Annotated in this window: 16 protein-coding genes, 1 tRNA gene and 2 pseudogenes; 15 read left to right on the top strand and 4 right to left on the bottom strand. The window is 38.9% G+C overall.

The window, feature by feature from the left end; all coding sequences use genetic code 11:
* Nucleotides 1-61: 61 nt before the first annotated feature.
* Nucleotides 62-352, bottom strand: a pseudogene (locus VGE44_RS18445) (four helix bundle protein).
* Between the two features lie 290 nt (nucleotides 353-642).
* Between VGE44_RS18445 and VGE44_RS11435 the strand changes: the two are divergent.
* The 6 genes from VGE44_RS11435 to VGE44_RS11410 all read left to right on the top strand — a co-directional run bounded on the left by VGE44_RS11435 (nucleotide 643) and on the right by VGE44_RS11410 (nucleotide 5,542).
* Nucleotides 643-716: transfer RNA gene (locus VGE44_RS11435), tRNA-Gln, on the top strand.
* 117 nt (nucleotides 717-833) lie between these two features.
* Nucleotides 834-1,778, top strand: coding sequence for a ribose-phosphate pyrophosphokinase (locus VGE44_RS11430; protein ID WP_324486870.1), 945 nt, complete (start codon nucleotides 834-836; stop codon nucleotides 1,776-1,778).
* A 113-nt stretch (nucleotides 1,779-1,891) separates the two neighbouring features.
* On the top strand, nucleotides 1,892-2,467 hold the full coding sequence (locus VGE44_RS11425) for a 50S ribosomal protein L25/general stress protein Ctc (protein ID WP_331079100.1): 576 nt from the start codon (nucleotides 1,892-1,894) through the stop codon (nucleotides 2,465-2,467).
* Nucleotides 2,468-2,574: 107 nt separating this feature from the next.
* Entirely contained in the window at nucleotides 2,575-3,135 is a 561-nt protein-coding gene (gene pth, locus VGE44_RS11420) for an aminoacyl-tRNA hydrolase (protein WP_331079098.1), read from the top strand.
* Nucleotides 3,136-3,191: 56 nt separating this feature from the next.
* Nucleotides 3,192-3,560, top strand: a complete 369-nt coding sequence (locus tag VGE44_RS11415) for a Spx/MgsR family RNA polymerase-binding regulatory protein (protein WP_331079096.1) — start codon at nucleotides 3,192-3,194, stop codon at nucleotides 3,558-3,560.
* Nucleotides 3,557-5,542: a M1 family metallopeptidase gene (locus tag VGE44_RS11410; RefSeq protein ID WP_331079093.1), complete on the top strand. Its 1,986-nt coding sequence runs from the start codon at nucleotides 3,557-3,559 to the stop codon at nucleotides 5,540-5,542. The genes VGE44_RS11415 and VGE44_RS11410 overlap by 4 nt, the downstream gene beginning before the upstream one ends.
* A gap of 50 nt (nucleotides 5,543-5,592) precedes the next feature.
* Here the strand turns inward: VGE44_RS11410 and VGE44_RS11405 are convergent, their stop codons facing one another.
* The 3 genes from VGE44_RS11405 to VGE44_RS11395 all read right to left on the bottom strand — a co-directional run bounded on the left by VGE44_RS11405 (nucleotide 5,593) and on the right by VGE44_RS11395 (nucleotide 9,512).
* The gene (locus tag VGE44_RS11405) at nucleotides 5,593-5,874 is read right to left on the bottom strand and encodes a hypothetical protein (RefSeq protein WP_331079091.1); all 282 of its coding nucleotides are present in this window, start codon (nucleotides 5,872-5,874) and stop codon (nucleotides 5,593-5,595) included.
* Nucleotides 5,875-6,024: 150 nt separating this feature from the next.
* On the bottom strand, nucleotides 6,025-8,472 hold the full coding sequence (locus VGE44_RS11400) for a helix-turn-helix domain-containing protein (protein ID WP_331079088.1): 2,448 nt from the start codon (nucleotides 8,470-8,472) through the stop codon (nucleotides 6,025-6,027).
* Nucleotides 8,473-8,660: 188 nt separating this feature from the next.
* Nucleotides 8,661-9,512 carry a hypothetical protein gene (locus VGE44_RS11395; protein WP_331079086.1) on the bottom strand — a complete coding sequence of 284 codons (852 nt, stop codon included), beginning with the start codon at nucleotides 9,510-9,512 and terminating at the stop codon, nucleotides 8,661-8,663.
* Between the two features lie 198 nt (nucleotides 9,513-9,710).
* Between VGE44_RS11395 and VGE44_RS11390 the strand changes: the two genes are divergently transcribed.
* The 9 genes and pseudogenes from VGE44_RS11390 to VGE44_RS11350 form a co-directional block, all read left to right on the top strand.
* Nucleotides 9,711-10,340, top strand: coding sequence for a Uma2 family endonuclease (locus VGE44_RS11390; protein WP_331079084.1), 630 nt, complete (start codon nucleotides 9,711-9,713; stop codon nucleotides 10,338-10,340).
* A gap of 481 nt (nucleotides 10,341-10,821) precedes the next feature.
* The gene (gene rpsL / locus VGE44_RS11385) at nucleotides 10,822-11,235 is read left to right on the top strand and encodes a 30S ribosomal protein S12 (protein ID WP_026897873.1); all 414 of its coding nucleotides are present in this window, start codon (nucleotides 10,822-10,824) and stop codon (nucleotides 11,233-11,235) included.
* Nucleotides 11,236-11,254: 19 nt separating this feature from the next.
* On the top strand, nucleotides 11,255-11,722 hold the full coding sequence (gene rpsG / locus VGE44_RS11380) for a 30S ribosomal protein S7 (RefSeq protein WP_276359167.1): 468 nt from the start codon (nucleotides 11,255-11,257) through the stop codon (nucleotides 11,720-11,722).
* A 14-nt stretch (nucleotides 11,723-11,736) separates the two neighbouring features.
* Nucleotides 11,737-13,842 (top strand): elongation factor G, encoded by a 2,106-nt coding sequence (gene fusA, locus VGE44_RS11375; protein ID WP_331079078.1) that lies wholly within the window; start codon nucleotides 11,737-11,739, stop codon nucleotides 13,840-13,842.
* 126 nt (nucleotides 13,843-13,968) lie between these two features.
* The gene (rpsJ, locus tag VGE44_RS11370; RefSeq protein WP_090706153.1) at nucleotides 13,969-14,274 is read left to right on the top strand and encodes a 30S ribosomal protein S10; all 306 of its coding nucleotides are present in this window, start codon (nucleotides 13,969-13,971) and stop codon (nucleotides 14,272-14,274) included.
* A gap of 501 nt (nucleotides 14,275-14,775) precedes the next feature.
* The gene (locus VGE44_RS11365; RefSeq protein WP_331079073.1) at nucleotides 14,776-16,092 is read left to right on the top strand and encodes a gliding motility-associated C-terminal domain-containing protein; all 1,317 of its coding nucleotides are present in this window, start codon (nucleotides 14,776-14,778) and stop codon (nucleotides 16,090-16,092) included.
* Between the two features lie 9 nt (nucleotides 16,093-16,101).
* The gene (locus VGE44_RS11360) at nucleotides 16,102-17,034 is read left to right on the top strand and encodes a type IX secretion system membrane protein PorP/SprF (protein WP_331079072.1); all 933 of its coding nucleotides are present in this window, start codon (nucleotides 16,102-16,104) and stop codon (nucleotides 17,032-17,034) included.
* A gap of 3 nt (nucleotides 17,035-17,037) precedes the next feature.
* On the top strand, nucleotides 17,038-17,802 hold the full coding sequence (locus VGE44_RS11355; protein WP_331079070.1) for a hypothetical protein: 765 nt from the start codon (nucleotides 17,038-17,040) through the stop codon (nucleotides 17,800-17,802).
* Nucleotides 17,803-17,873: 71 nt separating this feature from the next.
* Nucleotides 17,874-19,115 (top strand): annotated as a pseudogene (locus VGE44_RS11350) (hypothetical protein); the annotation flags it as partial.

Below are 19,115 nucleotides of genomic sequence, written 5' to 3'. Positions count from 1 at the left end.
TTAGGGGGTCTGAAGTCAGAGGTATGAAATCTAAGGTCTGAGTTGTTTGTTGTTATTTTGATTAAGATTTCCAGTTTACATAGAGCTTGTGAAGTTTTGCTCCAATTTCGTCTGCTTTAGTATTATAAATGTTAAATTGTTCTTGTGTTATATAGTGGCAGTCTTTAGCGAAATTTAACCGCACTTTACTTTCTTCTAAAGATCCGGCTGATTAGATCAGATTTTTTTTGAATTCTGAATGATATATTCTCCGCCCAAAACCTTCTGCAATATTAGCGCTTATTGATCTTGTAGAGCGAATTATTTGGCTGGTCAAAGAGTATTTTTCAGAAGAAGGAAAATCTCTTGTCAGATTAAAAAATACTCATTGACAATTGATAGGAAAGCTGATAGACATCCAGATCAGAAAATGATTTAATCATAAAAATAATGCTTATCCGAATTAAAGCATTCATTTATAAGATTGAGGATATCTCCATCTTAACCTAGTAAACGGTAATCCGACCTCAGTCCTCATACTTCAGACCTCAGATCCTCTACTTCTTAAGTCAACAAACAAAAATGAATTTTCATTTGCACTTTAAACTTTATCCCCCTATATTTGCACACCATTTCAAAAGGAGCTTCCTTTTGATTTTTGTTTGCCCGATAGTATAATGGTAGTACGACTGTTTTTGGTGCAGTTTGTCTAGGTTCGAATCCTGGTCGGGCAACCAATTAATTTCGAGTTTCGGAATTGCACATTTCAAGGTCGCCTGGCGATCTATACAATATAGACATTGTGTTTTTATTAGTTTAAAACCGAAATTATAATTTCGAAATCCGAAACAAAAATGCCCGTAACATTTAACACCATCAAATTATTTGCCGGCTCAGGAACTACAGATCTGGCTAAGAAAATAGCTGTGAGCTATGGCAAGGAATTGGGAGACATGACTTTGTCGAGATTTAGTGATGGTGAATTTCAGCCGCATTATAATGAGTCAGTTCGGGGTTGTGATGTATTTCTGATTCAATCAACTAATCAGCCTAACGATAATCTCGTTGAGCTTTTGTTGATGATAGATGCTGCAAAAAGGGCTTCAGCTCATTACATTACTGTTGTTGTGCCTTATTTTGGCCTGGCCAGACAGGATCGTAAAGATAAACCCAGGGTAGCAATTGGTGCAAAATTAATTGCCAATCTGCTGACAGCTGCCGGAGCTCACCGGATCATGACAATGGATCTGCATGCTGCACAGATACAGGGTTTTTTCGATATTCCTGTTGATCACCTTGACGCTTCAGTAATATTTGTTCCACATATTAAAAGTCTGAATCTGCCTCATCTGACAATAGCATCGCCCGATATGGGGGGGTCTTACAGAGCAAGGACTTTTGCCAAATACTTTAACGCAGAAGTTGTGATCTGTGATAAACAAAGAAAAAGAGCTAACGAGATCGAATCAATGTCTATAATCGGTGACGTTACCGGAAGAGATGTGGTTCTGATTGATGATATATGTGATACAGCCAGAACACTGGCAAAGGCAGCAGAGTTGATCATGGAAAAAGGTGCCAATAGCGTTAGAGCAGTTTGTACCCACCCCGTATTATCAGGAGATGCCTACAGGACTATTGAGACTTCAGCACTCACAGAGCTGATTGTTACTGATACGATTGCATCAACTAAATCAAGCCCTAAAATAAGAGTACTTTCAACAGCAGATCTTTTCAGTCGTGCAATTGCCAATGTCAATGAACACGCCTCAATAAGTGAACTGTTTAAAATTGATTAAAGAACAAGGAATAAGGACAGACACCAAGACCCGATAGCTATCGGGTCAAGACTGAAAATATTAGATTGTTAGGTTTTCTAACAGTTAAATACAAACAATAACAAATAATAATTATGAAATCAATTGCTATTAGCGGTTCTCCAAGAGAGAACGTAGGGAAAAGAGACGCTAAAGAGCTGCGTTACGAAGGTAAAGTGCCTGCAGTTCTTTATGGTGGAAAAAATCAAATCCACTTTTCTGTGTCTGCATCTGATTTGAAAAGTCTGGTTTATACGCCGGAAGTTTCTTTCGTTGCTTTGGATGTTGCAGGTGTGAAAGCACAGGCTATCATTCAGGATGTACATTTTCATCCATTAACAGATTTACCATTACATGTTGACTTTTTAGAATTAGATGAAAAGAAACCTGTAGTGATGCTGATCCCTGTAAAATTAACCGGAACCTCACCTGGTGTTAAGATCGGTGGTAAGTTAGTTCAGAAATTACGTAAACTGCGTGTAAAAGCATTGCCTAAGGATATGCCTCAGTATGTTGAAGTAAGTATTTCTCAATTGGAGGTTGGAAAATCTGTGGGTGTTGGTTCTTTGAAATTCGATAATTTCATTATCACAAACAATCCTGAAGATACCATTGTTTCTGTAACCATGTCACGTGCCCTTAAACAGGCAGAGAATGATGCTAAGAAATAATTAGTCCTTCCCCAATAATCTCAAAAGCAGTGCCGGTAAATCCGGCACTGCTTTTTTTTTGTAAGCATATACTTTTTTAAAAGCTTTGAAGCATATTTGTAGTCCACATGAAATATTTGATCATAGGTTTAGGAAATATAGGTCCGGAATATGCAGATACAAGGCATAATATTGGGTTTATGGTTGCTGATGAACTGGCTAAACAATCGCATTCATCTTTTTTCAATATGCGGCTGGCGTATTATACCGAGTTTGCCTATAAAAGCCGTAAGATCTTTGTGATCAAACCCACTACCTATATGAACCTGAGCGGCAAGGCGGTTAATTACTGGATGCAGGAATTACGTATTCCTGTCGAAAATATATTGGTTGTTGTGGATGATCTAGCCCTGCCTTTTGGTACAATACGTCTGAAGCCCAAAGGAAGTGCTGCCGGTCATAATGGTTTGAAGAGTATTGAAGGAGTTCTGGGTAGTACAGACTATGCAAGGCTGCGATTTGGAATAGGGGATAATTTCCCAAAGGGCAGGCAGGTTGATTATGTGTTGAGCGGTTTTGATCCTGATGAACAGAAAGAATTACCTGCATTAATCGATCGTTCAGTAGAATTTATAAATAGTTTTGTCAGTGTAGGTCCGGAATTGACCATGACCCGTTTAAACAAATAGGGGGTGTTTTTTATTGAATAATATCGAATCCAGAATAATTTAAAATCCATTTTTTAATGAAGATCTACGGAATACCCAATTGCAATACTGTAAAGAAGACACTCGACTGGTTCAGGCTTCATGAAATTGATTTTGAGTTTCATGATTTTAAAAAACTTGGAGTTGATCGGCTTAAACTTGAGGAGTGGTCAGGGAATTTGGGATGGGAAGCACTATTAAACAGGCGTGGAACAACCTGGAAAATGCTTTCACCCGAAATTCAAAATAGCATTACATCAAAAGACTCAGCATTCAAACTAATGCAGGAAAAGGTCAGTGTGATAAAACGTCCGGTTATTGAAACAGGTTCCGGTTCTGTTCTCCTGGGATTCAATGAGGAACAATTAAGCGAGTTGTTAATAAAACTTAAGAGAAATATTAAATGAACAGATTCAGGTTCTTAACTTTTGTAATTGCGTTATTATGCTTTGTAAACCAGGCATATACACAGCAGAGTCAGGTGGGCGGTAATTATAATTACCATGATACTTTCGGCCCGATGTTTTATACTAAAAATGGTGATGAGTACAGGTCTGCAGGAGGGCAGCCCGGACCTAAATACTGGCAGAACAGGGCAGATTATAAATTAGCGGTCAGATTAAATGAACAAAGTAATGAGATCTCGGGGACTGTAATTGTAACTTATACGAACAACAGCCCTGATAAACTTCCTTTTATCTGGATGCAGCTGGATCAGAACCTTTTTAAGGAGAATTCACGCGGTCATGCGATTATTCCACCAGGTGGTAGTCGGAGTGGTGCCCGTGGGCAGAAGTTTGATGGTGGTTATAAAATTAAATCTGTTAAGATTCTGTCTGTTGAGAAAGGAAAAACAATTGAGAAGAATGCCGAGCATTTTATAGAAGATACAAGAATGCAGGTTTATCTGCCGAATGAACTTTCCTCAGGGGGAGGTCAGCTTCGGCTAAAGATCGAATATTCTTTTACCTCTCCTGATTATGGCTCAGATCGTATGGGTATTTTAAATACTAAGAACGGAAAGATTTTCTCTGTTGCACAGTGGTATCCGCGTATGTGCGTATATGATGATGTATCTGGCTGGAATACCATTCCTTATATCGGCCCAAGTGAGTTTTATCTCGAATACGGAGATTATGATATCAGCATTACTGTTCCAGCAAGTCATATTGTAGTTGGTTCGGGTGAACTGGTAAATCCTCAGGAAGTGTATACCACAGAACAGCAGCAAAGGTGGAAAGCTGCCGCACAGAGTGATAAAACAGTAATCATCAGATCTGCTGCTGAGGTAACAAATCCGGATTCCCGCCCGAAAGGAAAACAGGAGCTTACCTGGAATTTTAAATTAAAGAATGCGCGTGATGCTGCCTGGGCTTCGTCGGCTGCCTTTATCATTGATGCTGCCCGTATGAATCTACCAAGTGGTAAGAAATCAATGGCAATTTCAGCATATCCGGTTGAAAGTGATGGGAATGATGCCTGGGCACGTTCTACGGAATATACAAAGGCATCCAATGAGTTCAATTCTAAGAAATGGCTGGAATTTCCTTATCCGGCTGCAACAAATGTTGCTTCAATTGCAGGTGGTATGGAGTATCCTGGCATTGTATTCTGCAGTGCAAAATCTAAATCAGGAGAACTTTGGGGAGTTACTGATCATGAATTTGGTCATACCTGGTTCCCGATGATCGTTGGATCCAATGAGCGTTTATATGCCTGGATGGATGAGGGTTTCAATACCTTCATTAATACTCTGGCATCCGCTGACTTTAACAGCGGAGAGTACCGGCAGGGTAAAGCTGATATGCATGCGCTTGGTAAAGTCTTGACCAATCCAGGTTTTGAACCGGTAATGAGCAGCCCGGATAATATGAAGGAAAACAGTATTGGGTTACTTGCCTACTACAAACCGGCTATTGCACTTAGTATTTTACGTGAGCAAATATTGGGCCCTGAGCGTTTCGACAGGGCTTTTAAAACCTATATTGATCGCTGGGCATATAAACATCCAACCCCTGATGATTTCTTTCGCACTATGGAAAATGTGTCGGGTGAAAATCTGAACTGGTTCTGGAGAGCTTGGATCCTGAATAACTGGAAGCTTGATCAGGGAGTTGTGGATCTGAAATATGTAAATAATGATTTTAAGCAGGGAGCTTTAATAACTATTGAAAATCTGGATAAAATGGCAATGCCGGTCATCCTGGATATCAAAACAAAAAGCGGAAAAGTGAACCGTTTAAAACTTCCTGTTGAAGTTTGGGAACGAAATGCACGCTTTACATTTAATTATCCTTCAACAGAGGAGATCGTTTCGATTGTCTCTGATCCGGATAAGGTTTTCCCTGATTCTAATCCGGCAAATAATATCTGGCCTGCAACAAATTAGAATTTAAATGGTTATCCTGCCCCCAAGTTTGCCAGTGGGCAGGATAACTATTAAAATATATTAATCAGTCTTCTGGCTGTGCGCTGAACTTTCCTTGACTTTTTGCGGCTATCCGGATCCTTTTTTACCGTCCGGTATACACGTCCTGCTTTGCGCACAATTTTCTTTAACTTTTTCCTCGTAAATTTCGCGTTTTTGGAATTGTTTCCTTTATTGAGTAATAACTGGATCAACTCTTTAGCATTGCTTGTGCTTACTTTTTCAGCCTTTGCTTCAGGTACAATAACACTGAAAAGCATAATAAAAATGATGGAGAACAGGAGCTTTTTCATGATTTGATTCTTTATTGAATTTTATTTGCCCGGTCTCAGGTAAGATCCCCGAATCCTTTTAATATATGACGCTAAGTCATATCATATCGTTGCATGGGAAATGAGATATATTGTTTGAAAATCAATACCTCCAGGAAAATCAGAACAAGCCTAATTCAATTGCTGAGATTTGGTAAAGGCGAGGTGATTTAGGACAGCTTTTAATTCACCATAAGAAACCTCATCACCAAGGGCAATTTTTGTGTCAACAGTGCTTGATTCAGGGTTTTGAATTAAATAAGCCATGATTTTAGCCACTTTAATTTTAGGTACGATTTCAAATACCGAGATCTCACCACTTAGAATGTAATGGGCAAGATGACCTTCTATTGTGCCGGTAGTGAAAGCCCGCTCTTTCGCAATATCACTGATCGTTTTCCCTTGTTTGAATAAATCGAAACTGGCCTGTTTAGTATCCTTCTTTATTTTCTTCTCTTTTACTGGCAATTCCTGTACATCACGCTCGATGCCATTATCCTTACAATAGGAGTTGATAATTTCCAGTAAATCAGTTCCGTATTGTTTAACCCTTGTTTTTCCTAAACCTTTGATATTTTCTAATTCTGCCGGATTTGATGGAAGGAAGCGGAGAATTTCCAGAATAGATTTCTGAGCCAATACAAGATATAGGGGTACTCCCCATTCTTTTGCCAGTTCATCTCTCCAGTTTTTAATTGCCTGATATAATTCAGGGTGCAATATGTTTTCTGATGAATATGGAGTGTTTTGGGAAGAGCTTTTAATTGGCTTATAATCTATTTCAGTATTAGATTTGGTCTGCAGATAGCTGGTCGTACTGAAACCACCCGCCGAGGCTTTCATGAGTGCAATTTTTATTGCAATTTCCTTAAAAAAGTCATCTAAAATGCCTTTGATACTGGTTCCGACGGCCTTATTGTCAGTATCTGTATTCAGGTTCTTCAATGCTTCATAAAATACCGAACTTATTTTCTCATTGAAATAAGCACAAGCTTTTTTTATCCTGTTTTGGAGCTCAGTATTATCTTCAGGAAGTATATTATCTGAAAAATAGTTAGAAAGCTGTTTTTTGAAATTATCAGCCACCTCATAGATATCCTTTTCTGCAAGAGCTCGCATCTGATTAAGGCTTTCAATGATACCTGGATCCAGAATAGTGTGATGATCTTCACTTAGTTTCTTTAAATGGAAATAGTGAGTTTTCAGAGTAGTAAAATCAAATAGCTCAAAAATAAGGGATTGCTGAAATGCAATTCTGGAAGCAATTAACTGCTGTTCACCGGGTTCATTGTCTTTTGCATTGCGGGTATATTCGGAGATCGTCCCATCGGTTTTAACACTATTAAAAGAGATTGGAGAGCGGAGGACCATGCCCTCAAAGCTTTTGCAACGACTAAGGGCTACATATACCTGTCCATGGGCGAATGCCATATTTGCATCGATTACGGCTTTTTCGAAGGTTAATCCCTGGCTTTTATGTATTGTGATTGCCCATGCAAGCTTGAGCGGGAATTGGGTGAAAGTCCCGATGATTTTTTCTCTTAACTCCTTGGTTTGAGTATCCAACTCATATTTGATATTGGTCCATTCAAGTGGATTTACTACAATTTCCGACAAATCACCAGGGCATTTTACCAGGATATGGTCATCAGATATCGAGGTAACTATACCTATTTTACCATTAAAGAAAAGGCGTTCCCGTGAGGGATCATTTTTTACGAACATAACCTGAGCGCCTTTTTTGAGTTCCAGTTCGGCCACAGTAGGGTAGGAATATTCAGGAAAATCATCCTGAACAACAGCGTTAAATCTATGAATTGGGCTGTTCAGTTCCTTTAATTTACCTTCATTAATCTCCTGGGCAGATTTGTTATGGGTTGTCAGCGTAATATATCCTTCCTCATCACTGGGATTGAAATCTGGGATATAACGCTGGTTTAATTTTTTTAAAATATTTTCATCGATCTGATTCTGCCTTACACTGTTTAAAAGATCAATAAAATTAGAATCTACCTGTCTGTAAATATGTTTTAATTCGATGCTCACCGGCTGGGTGGCCATCAGTGCTTTACTACTGAAAAAGAACATGTTTGTATAATAGCTTTTCAGGATTGCCCAGTCTTCATCTTTAACAACAGGTGAAAGCTGGTGAAGATCTCCGATCATTAAGAGCTGTACACCTCCAAATGGCTTTTTGTGATCCTTAAATCGTCTTAAAACCTCATCAATGTGGTCGAGTGTATCCGCGCGAACCATGCTTATCTCATCGATAACCAGCAGGTCCAGACTTTTTATCAGGTTAATTTTTTCTTTACTGAAGCGTTTATGTTCAGTTTTAGCTGTGTTACCCGGAATATATGGACCAAAGGGGAGCTGGAAAAAGGAATTAATGGTCACTCCACCTGCATTGATTGCTGCAACACCGGTTGGTGCAACAACCGCCATACGTTTTAATGAGGTGTTCTTCAGCTGATGAAGAAATGTAGTTTTACCGGTTCCAGCCTTTCCAGTTAGAAAAATATTTTTGTCGGTATACTGTACAAAATCAAAAGCGAGGTCCAGTTGAGAATTCTGTTGCATTGAAGGAATTAAAACATCTGTGGGTTTCATGGCAAGGTAAAAATTTAAATCCTATAACAGAATTAATGGCCAATACTATCTGTTTTAGCCATTTTCATACATCAGGTAAAAGGTGCCATTCGATTAGAAAAACCTGGCGGGTATTAGAGCCTTTGATTAGATTCCAGGAATAATAATTTTTTAATCATCTAATCATTCGTGAACTCAAATCCCGGAACCACAAGGTAGTAAATTGACCACCATTCATACTCGAGTGTAAAGTACAATTTGAACGGACCTTCAAATTCAATTACATCATGATTTTCGGCCAGTGCAGTATACTTAATCAGCCCTTCTGCATAAGCCAATCCTATATCTTCTTTAATCTCATAATTAATATCTTCAATTTGATAATTGCCATTTTTAAACTGGGGGTAAGAATCAAAGACCTTTGCAAATCTGTCTATAACCTTATCCTTTTTCCAAATTCTTCTATCAGGTAATACCAGGGCATCAGCAAGACTAAAAGAAAGTTGCTCTTTCTCCTGACTGAACCATGAGGTAATAAATTTTGCTGCTTTATACTCAATATCCAGTTTATGATTGGGGTGGAATTCTTCATATATAAAGTGCATGATCATTCCGGGTAATTGCACATTCATTACTTTCTCTTCGAATAGTTCTTCAGTAATAAATTTATATTTAATCCTGTTATCGTAAGTCCCTAAAAAGTCCAGAGCGATCTGTTTCTCGTTTAACAAATCCATTATTTTATTTAAGGCGGTTTCAACAGAAAGGTCTTCAAGTTTAGTTTCTGGAATGAAATCAGGCTTCCCAATTAGCTCAAGTATATTGATCTCTTCTGCTTCAGCCAATCCTTTCTCAAAGGCAAGCATATTTTTAAGGAATATATTTTCAATTGATGCAGGTGTATTTGCTGAGATATGGGCCTCAACCCCTAACTCAGCCTTTAGTTTTAATTGTAATAGTTCATTCTCCATCCGTTTATTTTCATCCGGATCATAACTCAATGGCAGATTGTTCTCAGATATCTTTTTCATGGTACATGGTTTAAATTTTAAGAATCAATAATTATTAAAGCCCGAATGAAATTATAAGATTTATTACATAGCCGACTCTCACCGGTAGCAGAGATTGTGTAAACGGTAAATATTAGTCGTATTTTAGGATTACCGTTTACTAATTTCTTTAGGGATTGGGGTTATTTATAATTAAATTTATAATTAGGACAAATCCCTATGAATAAGTCTGAAACCTATATTAACCCTAATCCAACAGCAAAGGTTTTGGCCCTTGAGGATATTGACTTGTCTTTGACCTATAGTTATGCAAACTATTTAACCTGGTTTTTCGACGACAGGGTTGAGCTTATTAAAGGTAAAGTGAGTAAGATGAGCCCGGCTCCATCCACCTTACATCAGGAAATATCAGCAAACATATTTTCAGGTATTTATAATCACCTAAATGGAAAGTCCTGCAAGGTTTTTTATGCACCTTTTGATGTCCGGTTCCCCAAGGAAAGTAAAGCAGACAAAGATATTCATACAGTGTTGCAGCCAGATATATGTGTGATCTGCGATCCAAAAAAAATAGATGCAAAGGGCTGTATTGGTGCGCCTGATATTGTGATTGAAATTTTATCGCCGGGTAATAATAAGATGGAATTGCTTCATAAATATGATATTTATGAGGAGTTTGGAGTAAAAGAATACTGGGTTGTAAGTCCGGGAGACAAAACTTTACTGAAATATACCCTGGATATAGAGGGTAGATACCAGCCGTCTAAACTATTTACTTTAAGCGAAAAGGTATATTCAGAAGTTCTTCCGGGATTTGAGCTTGATCTGGATGCGGTTTTTGGCGATTGATAATTTGGGAAATTCTTTAAAACTGTTTTCTGAATGTCATTCAAACATAAGTACGATCAACCTATACCATTAATAATTGCACTAACCTAACCGATCTAAACCGGATTGAAGCGGTAGCTTTTAGCTTATAAGAATCTATAATGAACCTGAATTTCAAAGTCAAAACTATAGTGCTTCCTGTCGTCAGGATAAACTCCAGGCCGGACTGAGAATATCACAAGAGGCAGACCCTGCTTTACAGATCAATCTTCATATCAGACATCAGACTTCAGTTATTAGTTATCCATTTTCATTTATCTGTTGTCAGTTATTCCTTATCGGGCCTCAGACCTAAGCTTTCCTGTATCATTTAAAATCCTAAATAAATTCTCACCCAACCCATTGAAAATCAAAATAAACTTCCTACTTTTGCAGTCCCTAAATGAAAGCTGTAATAAGCTGAGGTGCAGGGATTAAATTATATAAACACTAAAAGGAAAAAATGCCTACTATCCAACAATTAGTTAGAAAAGGTAGAGTAGCTCTGGTCGACAAGAGTAAGTCGCCAGCGTTGGACAGCTGTCCACAGCGAAGAGGAGTGTGCACACGTGTGTATACCACTACCCCTAAAAAACCAAACTCAGCAATGCGTAAAGTTGCCCGTGTTCGCTTAACCAATGGAAAAGAAGTGAATGCTTACATTCCAGGTGAAGGTCACAACTTACAGGAGCACTCTATTGTATTAATCCGTGGAGGTCGTGTGAAAGATTTACCAGGAGTTCGTTACCACATTATCCGTGGTGCTTTGGATACATCCGGTGTAGCTGGTCGTAACCAACGTCGTTCTAAATACGGAACTAAGAAACCAAAACCAGGTCAGGTAGCAGCTGCTCCAACTAAGGGTAAAAAGAAATAATTAAACGGAGGAAAGCAACATGAGAAAGTCAAAACCAAAAAAGAGAATCTTACTGCCTGATCCAAAGTTTAACGACGTAATGGTAACCAGGTTTGTAAATAATATGATGTATGACGGTAAAAAATCAATCGCATACTCTATTTTCTACGATGCAGTTGAATTAGTAGAGAAAAAAACAAGCGAAAACGGATTAGAATCCTGGAAAAAAGCTTTGAACAATGTAATGCCAGCGGTAGAGGTTAAATCCCGTCGTGTTGGTGGTGCAAACTTCCAGGTACCTACAGAGGTTCGTCCTGAGCGTAAAATCGCTTTGGGAATGAAATGGTTGATCAACTATTCACGTAAGCGTGGTGAAAAGACCATGACCGAGAAATTAGCCGGAGAAATCATTTCAGCCGCTAAGGGTGAAGGTGCTGCAGTTAAGAAGAAAGAAGATACTCACAAAATGGCAGAAGCTAACAAAGCATTCTCTCATTTCAGATTCTAACAGGAAATAATATAATGTCAAGAGATTTAAGATACACAAGAAATATTGGAATTGCAGCCCATATTGATGCGGGTAAAACCACAACAACTGAGCGGATTCTTTACTACTCTGGTGTGAGCCATAAAATTGGTGAGGTGCATGATGGTGCCGCAACTATGGACTGGATGGCGCAGGAGCAGGAGCGTGGTATTACCATTACTTCAGCAGCTACAACAGTTAACTGGAAATACAGAGATCAAACTTACCATATCAACCTCATTGATACTCCGGGACACGTGGATTTTACCGTTGAGGTAAACCGTTCATTACGTGTATTGGATGGACTGGTATTCCTTTTTTCAGCTGTTGATGGTGTTGAGCCACAATCAGAAACTAACTGGCGTTTAGCAAACAATTATAACGTAGCCCGTATAGGTTTCGTGAATAAGATGGACCGTTCAGGTGCTGATTTCTTAAAAGTTGTTAAGCAGGTTAAGGATATGCTTGGAAGCAATGCAGTTCCTTTGCAATTACCAATTGGTTCTGAGGATAGCTTTAAAGGAGTAGTTGATCTGATCAACTTCCGTGGTATTGTATGGAATGAGCATGATAAAGGCATGACCTTTACTGAAGTGCCAATTCCTGATGATATGGTGGCTGAAGCTACTGAGTGGAGAGAAAAATTATTGGAGTCTGTTGCAGAATATGACGAGACTTTAATGGAAAAATTCTTCGATGCTCCTGAGACAATCACAGAACGTGAGGTTTTGGATGCATTACGTAAGGCAGTTCTTGATGCAAAGATCGTTCCTATGGTATGTGGTTCATCTTTCAAGAACAAAGGTGTTCAAACCATGCTTGATTATGTGATGGAATTATTACCATCTCCAATGGATGTAGAAGGTATTGTGGGAACAAATCCTGAAACAGGCGAAGAAATTGTTCGTAAGCCAAGTGAGAAAGAGCCTTTCGCTGCATTAGCATTTAAGATCGCAACGGATCCTTTCGTAGGTCGTTTATGTTTTATTCGTGTATATTCAGGTAATCTTGAAGCAGGATCGTATGTACATAATATGCGTTCTGATAATAAGGAGCGTATTTCACGTATTTTCCAGATGCACGCTAACAAGCAAAATCCTATTACTAATGTTGGGGCCGGAGATATTGCCGCGGTAGTTGGATTTAAGGACATCAAAACAGGAGATACACTTTGTGATGAGAAGCATCCTATTGTTTTAGAATCGATGAATTTTCCTGAACCGGTAATCGGTTTGGCAATCGAGCCTAAAACCCAGGCTGACGTTGATAAGTTAGGTATGGCTTTAGGTAAATTATCTGAAGAAGATCCAACTTTCCGCGTACAAACAGACGAAGAAACAGGCCAGACTATCATTTCGGGTATGGGTGAGCTTCACCTTGATATTATCATGGATCGTTTGAAGCGTGAGTTTAAAGTAGAAGTGAACCAGGGAGCTCCTCAGGTTTCTTATAAGGAAGCCATTACAGGTACTACCCAACACCGTGAAACGTATAAAAAACAAACCGGTGGTCGTGGTAAATTTGCTGATATCCAGGTTGTTATATCTCCTAACGATGAAGGTAAAACCGGATTGCAGTTTGTGAATGAGATCTCAGGTGGTTCTATTCCGCGTGAATTTATTCCTTCTGTTGAGAAAGGTTTTGCTGCAGCCATGGTAAATGGTGTTCTTGCAGGATATCCTTTGCAGGATATGAAAGTTCGTCTGATTGATGGATCATTCCACGCAGTCGATTCAGATGCACTGTCTTTCGAGATCTGTGCTAAATCTGCTTTCCGTGAGGCATTACCTAAATGTAAGCCCGTATTAATGGAGCCTATCATGAAGATTGAAATCCTGACTCCTGAAGAGAATATGGGTGATGTAATTGGTGATATGAACCGCCGTCGTGGTCAGCTTTTGGGTATGGATACACGTGCCGGTGCCCAGGTAATTAAAGCTACCGTACCACTTTCAGAAATGTTTGGTTATGTAACACAGTTACGTACAATCACTTCTGGCCGTGCAACTTCTACAATGGAATTTGATCACTATGCTGAAGCTCCAAGGAACGTTCAGGAAGAGGTTGTAGCCAAGGTGAAGGGTAAGAAGGCAAACGCATAATTAGAATAAAGAACAAAGAGCAAAGACTGAGGACTATTTGTCCTTGATCATTGTTCTTTGCTCCTTAATCAAAATAAACCGGTTAGCGTTACTAATAGCTCTAACGTTAACCATAAACAAACAACAATGAGCCAAAGAATCAGAATTAAATTAAAATCATACGATTATAATCTCGTAGACAAATCTGCTGAGAAGATCGTTAAAACCGTTAAGCCTACGGGTGCGGTGGTAAGCGGACCGATTCCCTTGCCTACAGAAAAAAGAATATTTACAGTTTTGCGTTCACCGCACGTAAATAAGAAAGGTAGAGAGCAATTTCAGTTATGCGCTTACAAGCGTTTACTTGATATTTACAGTTCGAATTCAAAGACTGTTGATGCTCTAATGAAGCTTGAATTACCAAGTGGAGTTGAAGTAGAAATCAAGGTTTAATTTCATAAACTTATTAAAAAAAGCTATCCTACGGGATGGCTTTTTTTGTTTTAATCTGCTTCTGTTTTTTGGAATTTTAATTCATAAAATCCTTCTTTCAGGATTGAATCGGGGGCTTAAAATTGTCCGGATTTTCTGTTTATTTAGTCCTCCATCTTCCCCATACTGCCAGCCTGAAAGTATTTCCCAATTCCAATTTTCCGGATTTATTCTGGGAAAAGAAAATTACCTAAGGAGATATTATATTCTCGTTTTTGTAGAAAATAATACCCGAAACGGGTAATTTAATCTACATTTTCTCATTTCTGTTTTTATTTATATTATAAAAATTATCGTTGTAATTAAATAAATGTCGTTTTTGCCAATTTAAAGCACGATATTAGTAATAAATAGTCTTCTAGCGGTCTTTAAAGCCAGAAATTTTGCCGGTGGTATGATTATGGCTTTATACATCCAATGGGTTTAATTATAGGCCTTTTTGAAGTAATTATTTAGAGCATAGTGCATTTAAACAGAACCTACCAATTATATATTTTATTTGCATTTTATATACTGTTTCCTTCCATTTTGAAGGCGCAGGAGATTGTGCAAATGACTGTTCATTCAGGTGAATCTTTTTATGTTCATCCCGAGGCGAATGTATCGGTATTTTCTGATTTAAATAACTCGGGTTCTATTGGATCCTATAACCAGTCTGTAATTAATTTTCATGGTGAACGCTGGAATAATATGAGCGGAAGTCAGATATTGGATGAGAGTGCAAATGGGCAAACCGGATTTGGTGGATCTATTAGATTTTCAGCAACTACTTTACCGCAATATATCAATACTTTAAACAACTCACAGCCTAATAGCGGTTTCCCTAATATCACGCTAGATAATCCGCAAAATTTAATTCTTCAGGGCAACGACCTTCTGGTCAGAAGAAGTTTTAATTTTCAGAGCGGCAAGGTGATTCTGAATAACAGAAATACAATAATGCAAGCAAGTGCAAACATTGCCGGCTTTGATAATAATAAATATTTCGTTACAGGCACAGCAACCAGTGGCGGTTCTTTAATCAGGAAGACTAGCGGTTCACAGAATACTCAAATCATTTTTCCACTTGGATCAACTGTCGGCAGTTACACACCGGCTTCGATTACATATACCGGGGTCACCCAGGATTTGAAACTAAGGGTTTTCGATAATGTTTATGACAAGGCTATATTCGGTAACCCGGATAATGTAAATTTCGTTACTAAGACATGGAATTTATCATTTAGTAATCTTGATCCAAATGCTAATCTTGTTTTGAATGCTCAGCATAATTCAACTGAGGAGGGTTCGCAGTTTACAGCCGACAGAACAAAGAGTTTCCTGAGCAGATACCAGTCAAATATAGAGAAGTGGGATTCTACAACTGGAACCGGACTTACCCCAGGTATAATTACAACAGGAAGTCCGGTACCAAACTCCTTTATCAGTACCAGGACAATAAGTGGGGGAATGAGCTTAAACGAATATTTTTCAAAATCTGTTTTGAAGGAAAATGTACTTGCCAATTACAGAGTCCCTGTTGGTATTTCACCTAATAATGACGGTTTGAATGACAAATTCGTAATTGAGAACCTCAAAGCTACTGATAAAGTCAGAATTGACATTTACAACAGATGGCAAAGTCTTGTTTTCAGAGATACTAATTACAAAAACACTTTTGAGGGAATAGGAAATCAGAATGGAATGGTAAATAATACTCTTCCGGATGGAACCTACTATTATATTTTAAATTTTAATGATTCTAAGCCTGTAACCGGCTATATCATTATTAACAGATAGTAAATACTGATGTTTAAACGGACGGTTAGCTTACTTATTTGTTTAATTATTTTTCTGACCGGATCGCAAAATCTGAAAGGACAGCAATTGCCCCTTTTTTCTGAGTACATGTTCAATACCCTGGAAATTAACCCTGCATATGCAGGATTCAGAGATGCTTTGAGCATCACCACCATGTTTCGGAAACAATATACAGGATTTAAAACAGCCCCTCAAAGTGCTTTTTTTGCGGCAGATATGCCCATTTCAGGTAAGCGTGTTGGCGTTGGCATAAAATTGCTTGATGACAGGGATGAAATTACAAAGACCCTGGGTGCTCAGGGTGTTTATTCTTTCAAGATACCTACCGGTGCTTATTCAAATATTTCACTTGGTTTACAAGGGGGAGTATATAATTTCAAAACAGATTACACCAAGGTTGATGTCATTGATCCGAATGATCCTTCTTTCAGTCAGAATATCAATTCTCTGAAATTGAACTTTGGAACCGGGGTGTTCTTCAATACTGAGAAATTCTATGCTGGACTTTCATCTCCCAATTTAATCCGTAATAACTTCAATAAGGAAAACAATACCGGTGCTTTCAGTGAAATGAAACAACAAATGCACATTTACTTTAATACAGGTTATGTTTTTGCACTTAGTGATGATCTTCATATCAAACCATCTGTTTTAGTTAGAGGTGTGGCTGGAAGTCCGATTTCCTATGATATCAATACAAATTTCTGGATATCAGATATGCTCGGTCTGGGTATTTCATATCGGAACAAAACTGCAATGGTAGGAATAATTGATCTTAAACTTGTCCCTGAACTCCATTTGGGATATGCATATGATCATAGTATATCAGAATACAATATAATTTCAAAAGGTTCACATGAAGTAATCCTGAGATATGAATTCTCATTTAATCGAATGGCCCTTTCACCGAGATATTTTTAAATTATGAAAAGTAAACTCCCTCCAAGATTTTTTCAGAATAAGAGCTTTAGCATGGCTCTTTTTGTTATTTCGTGTCTTTTTTGCGTAAATCTTAGCCAGGCACAGGTAAAAATCGGTACTAATCCTGATCAGATTCAACGCTCTTCTATTCTTGAATTAGAGAGTGATACCAAGGGTTTATTATTGCCACGCTTAAGCGATACTATTGCAATAAATGCATTAAATCCATTGGACGGTATGCTTATATACCTTTCAAAAGAACCAAAACAGGGACTTTATGTTCGTAAAGGGGGAGTCTGGAGTTTTCTTAGCGGGGTTTCCAATACTAATATTAACAATAATGTGGAGGTAGATGAGACCAAGCTAAACCTTGGGAATATGGGAGGACAAATTAATCCAGCAACTCAAATTTCTGCCTCTCCCGGAACAGTTTCCGGTCAGGTACTTACCTGGAATGGCACTGCATGGGAGCCCAAGTCGATTCTACAGGTTTCAACAACAATTGTCGAAAAGGCAAAGGAATTTAATACCACTTCGGGAGGGAATGTGATTATTGAACCAAACAGCACAAATGTTGTCAAGGTTACAGTAGCTGGAGCAGTTCCAGGAGACATAGTCTTTGTAGCCTTAATCGGAGATACACCCGATTTCGCAGTTTACAATGCATGGGTAAGTGGAACCAATGAAGTTAGTATTCGTTTCGCAAATTATCAGGCTGATCCCGTAACAATTATCGGAACACAGTACAAGGTTTTACTAATGAAATAAATTATTGTTATGCAGGTAATCTGCAGCACAAAATGATATAGAATTTTTTATCGGATTATATGAAATACTCAATGAAGCGATTTATCCGTTTGGCCTGTTTGACAGGCGTTTTGCTTGGAGCAATAAGTACGGTTCAAGGGCAATCGAGACAGATCAGGCTTGGTGATAATATGGGTGACCATATGGCGGCGAAGGACCTGGATATGAACAGTAAACAAATACTGAACGCTGAGGGGATTGCTATTGGATCGGCTACCATAACCAATCAGAATGTTGCCTTTCAGATTGATGGGACAAATAAAGCCATCCTGATGCCACGGATTACTGCGCTTACTGCAATTGCCACTCCGGTCAATGGTATGTTGGTGTATAATTCGACCGACAATAAGTTCTATGTCAGAGAGAATGGGGCATGGGTATCCTTTGCAACTATTACCGATTTGAATGGTAAGGCTTCGACAGTTACGGTTGATAATATTTCGATAATCAAGGATAACACCGGTGCACTTTCGGCAAATGTCAATTCAGCTATTTGGAATGCAAACCGGCTTCAGGGCAATGCAGTATCAGCAACAGCACCACTTGCCGGACAGGTTTTGAGCTGGAATGGAACTGCCTGGATTCCTGCTAATGCAACCGCGCAAACTGCTCAAACTGTAACTGCAGCAGCTCAACCAGCCATTACTTCAGTAGGTACTTTAACCGGTCTTTCTGTGACTAATCCTATTGTGGGAAGCGTTACCGGCAATGCAGCAACTGCTACAAAACTTGCAACTCCAAGAACGATTAACGGTGTAGCTTTTGATGGTACAGCGGATATTACTCTGGAGGTTGAAGAAGCTAAGAAGCTAAAAACTCCAAAGAATATTAATGGAGTTCCATTTGATGGTACTGCGGATATTACCATTACGGCTGCGGCTGATGCAGGAACCTTAACTGGCACAACCCTTAATCCTACAGTAGTTAGCTCGTCGTTAACTTCAGTAGGCACGCTTAACAGTCTGACGGTTACAGCACCGATCTCAGGAACAATCACCGGCAATGCGGGCACTGCCACGAAACTAGAAACTGCCAGAACGATCAACGGCGTAGCTTTTGATGGAACTTCCAACATTAACATCACAGCCACAGCTATAGCCGATGCAGCAGCCTTAACAGGAACCACACTTGCAGCAAACGTGTTTTCTTCGTCCTTGACTTCAGTAGGCACACTTGGCAGTCTGACGGTTACAGCACCAATCTCAGGAAGTGTGACAGGCAATGCAGCAACAGCTACTGCGCTGGCTACTCCACGGACGATTAACGGCGTAGCC

The organism is Daejeonella sp. (assembly GCF_036405355.1).
Lineage (GTDB): Bacteria > Bacteroidota > Bacteroidia > Sphingobacteriales > Sphingobacteriaceae > Daejeonella.
The sequence above is the reverse complement of the archived record's forward strand: the minus strand, read 5'-3'. Positions and strand labels throughout refer to the sequence as shown.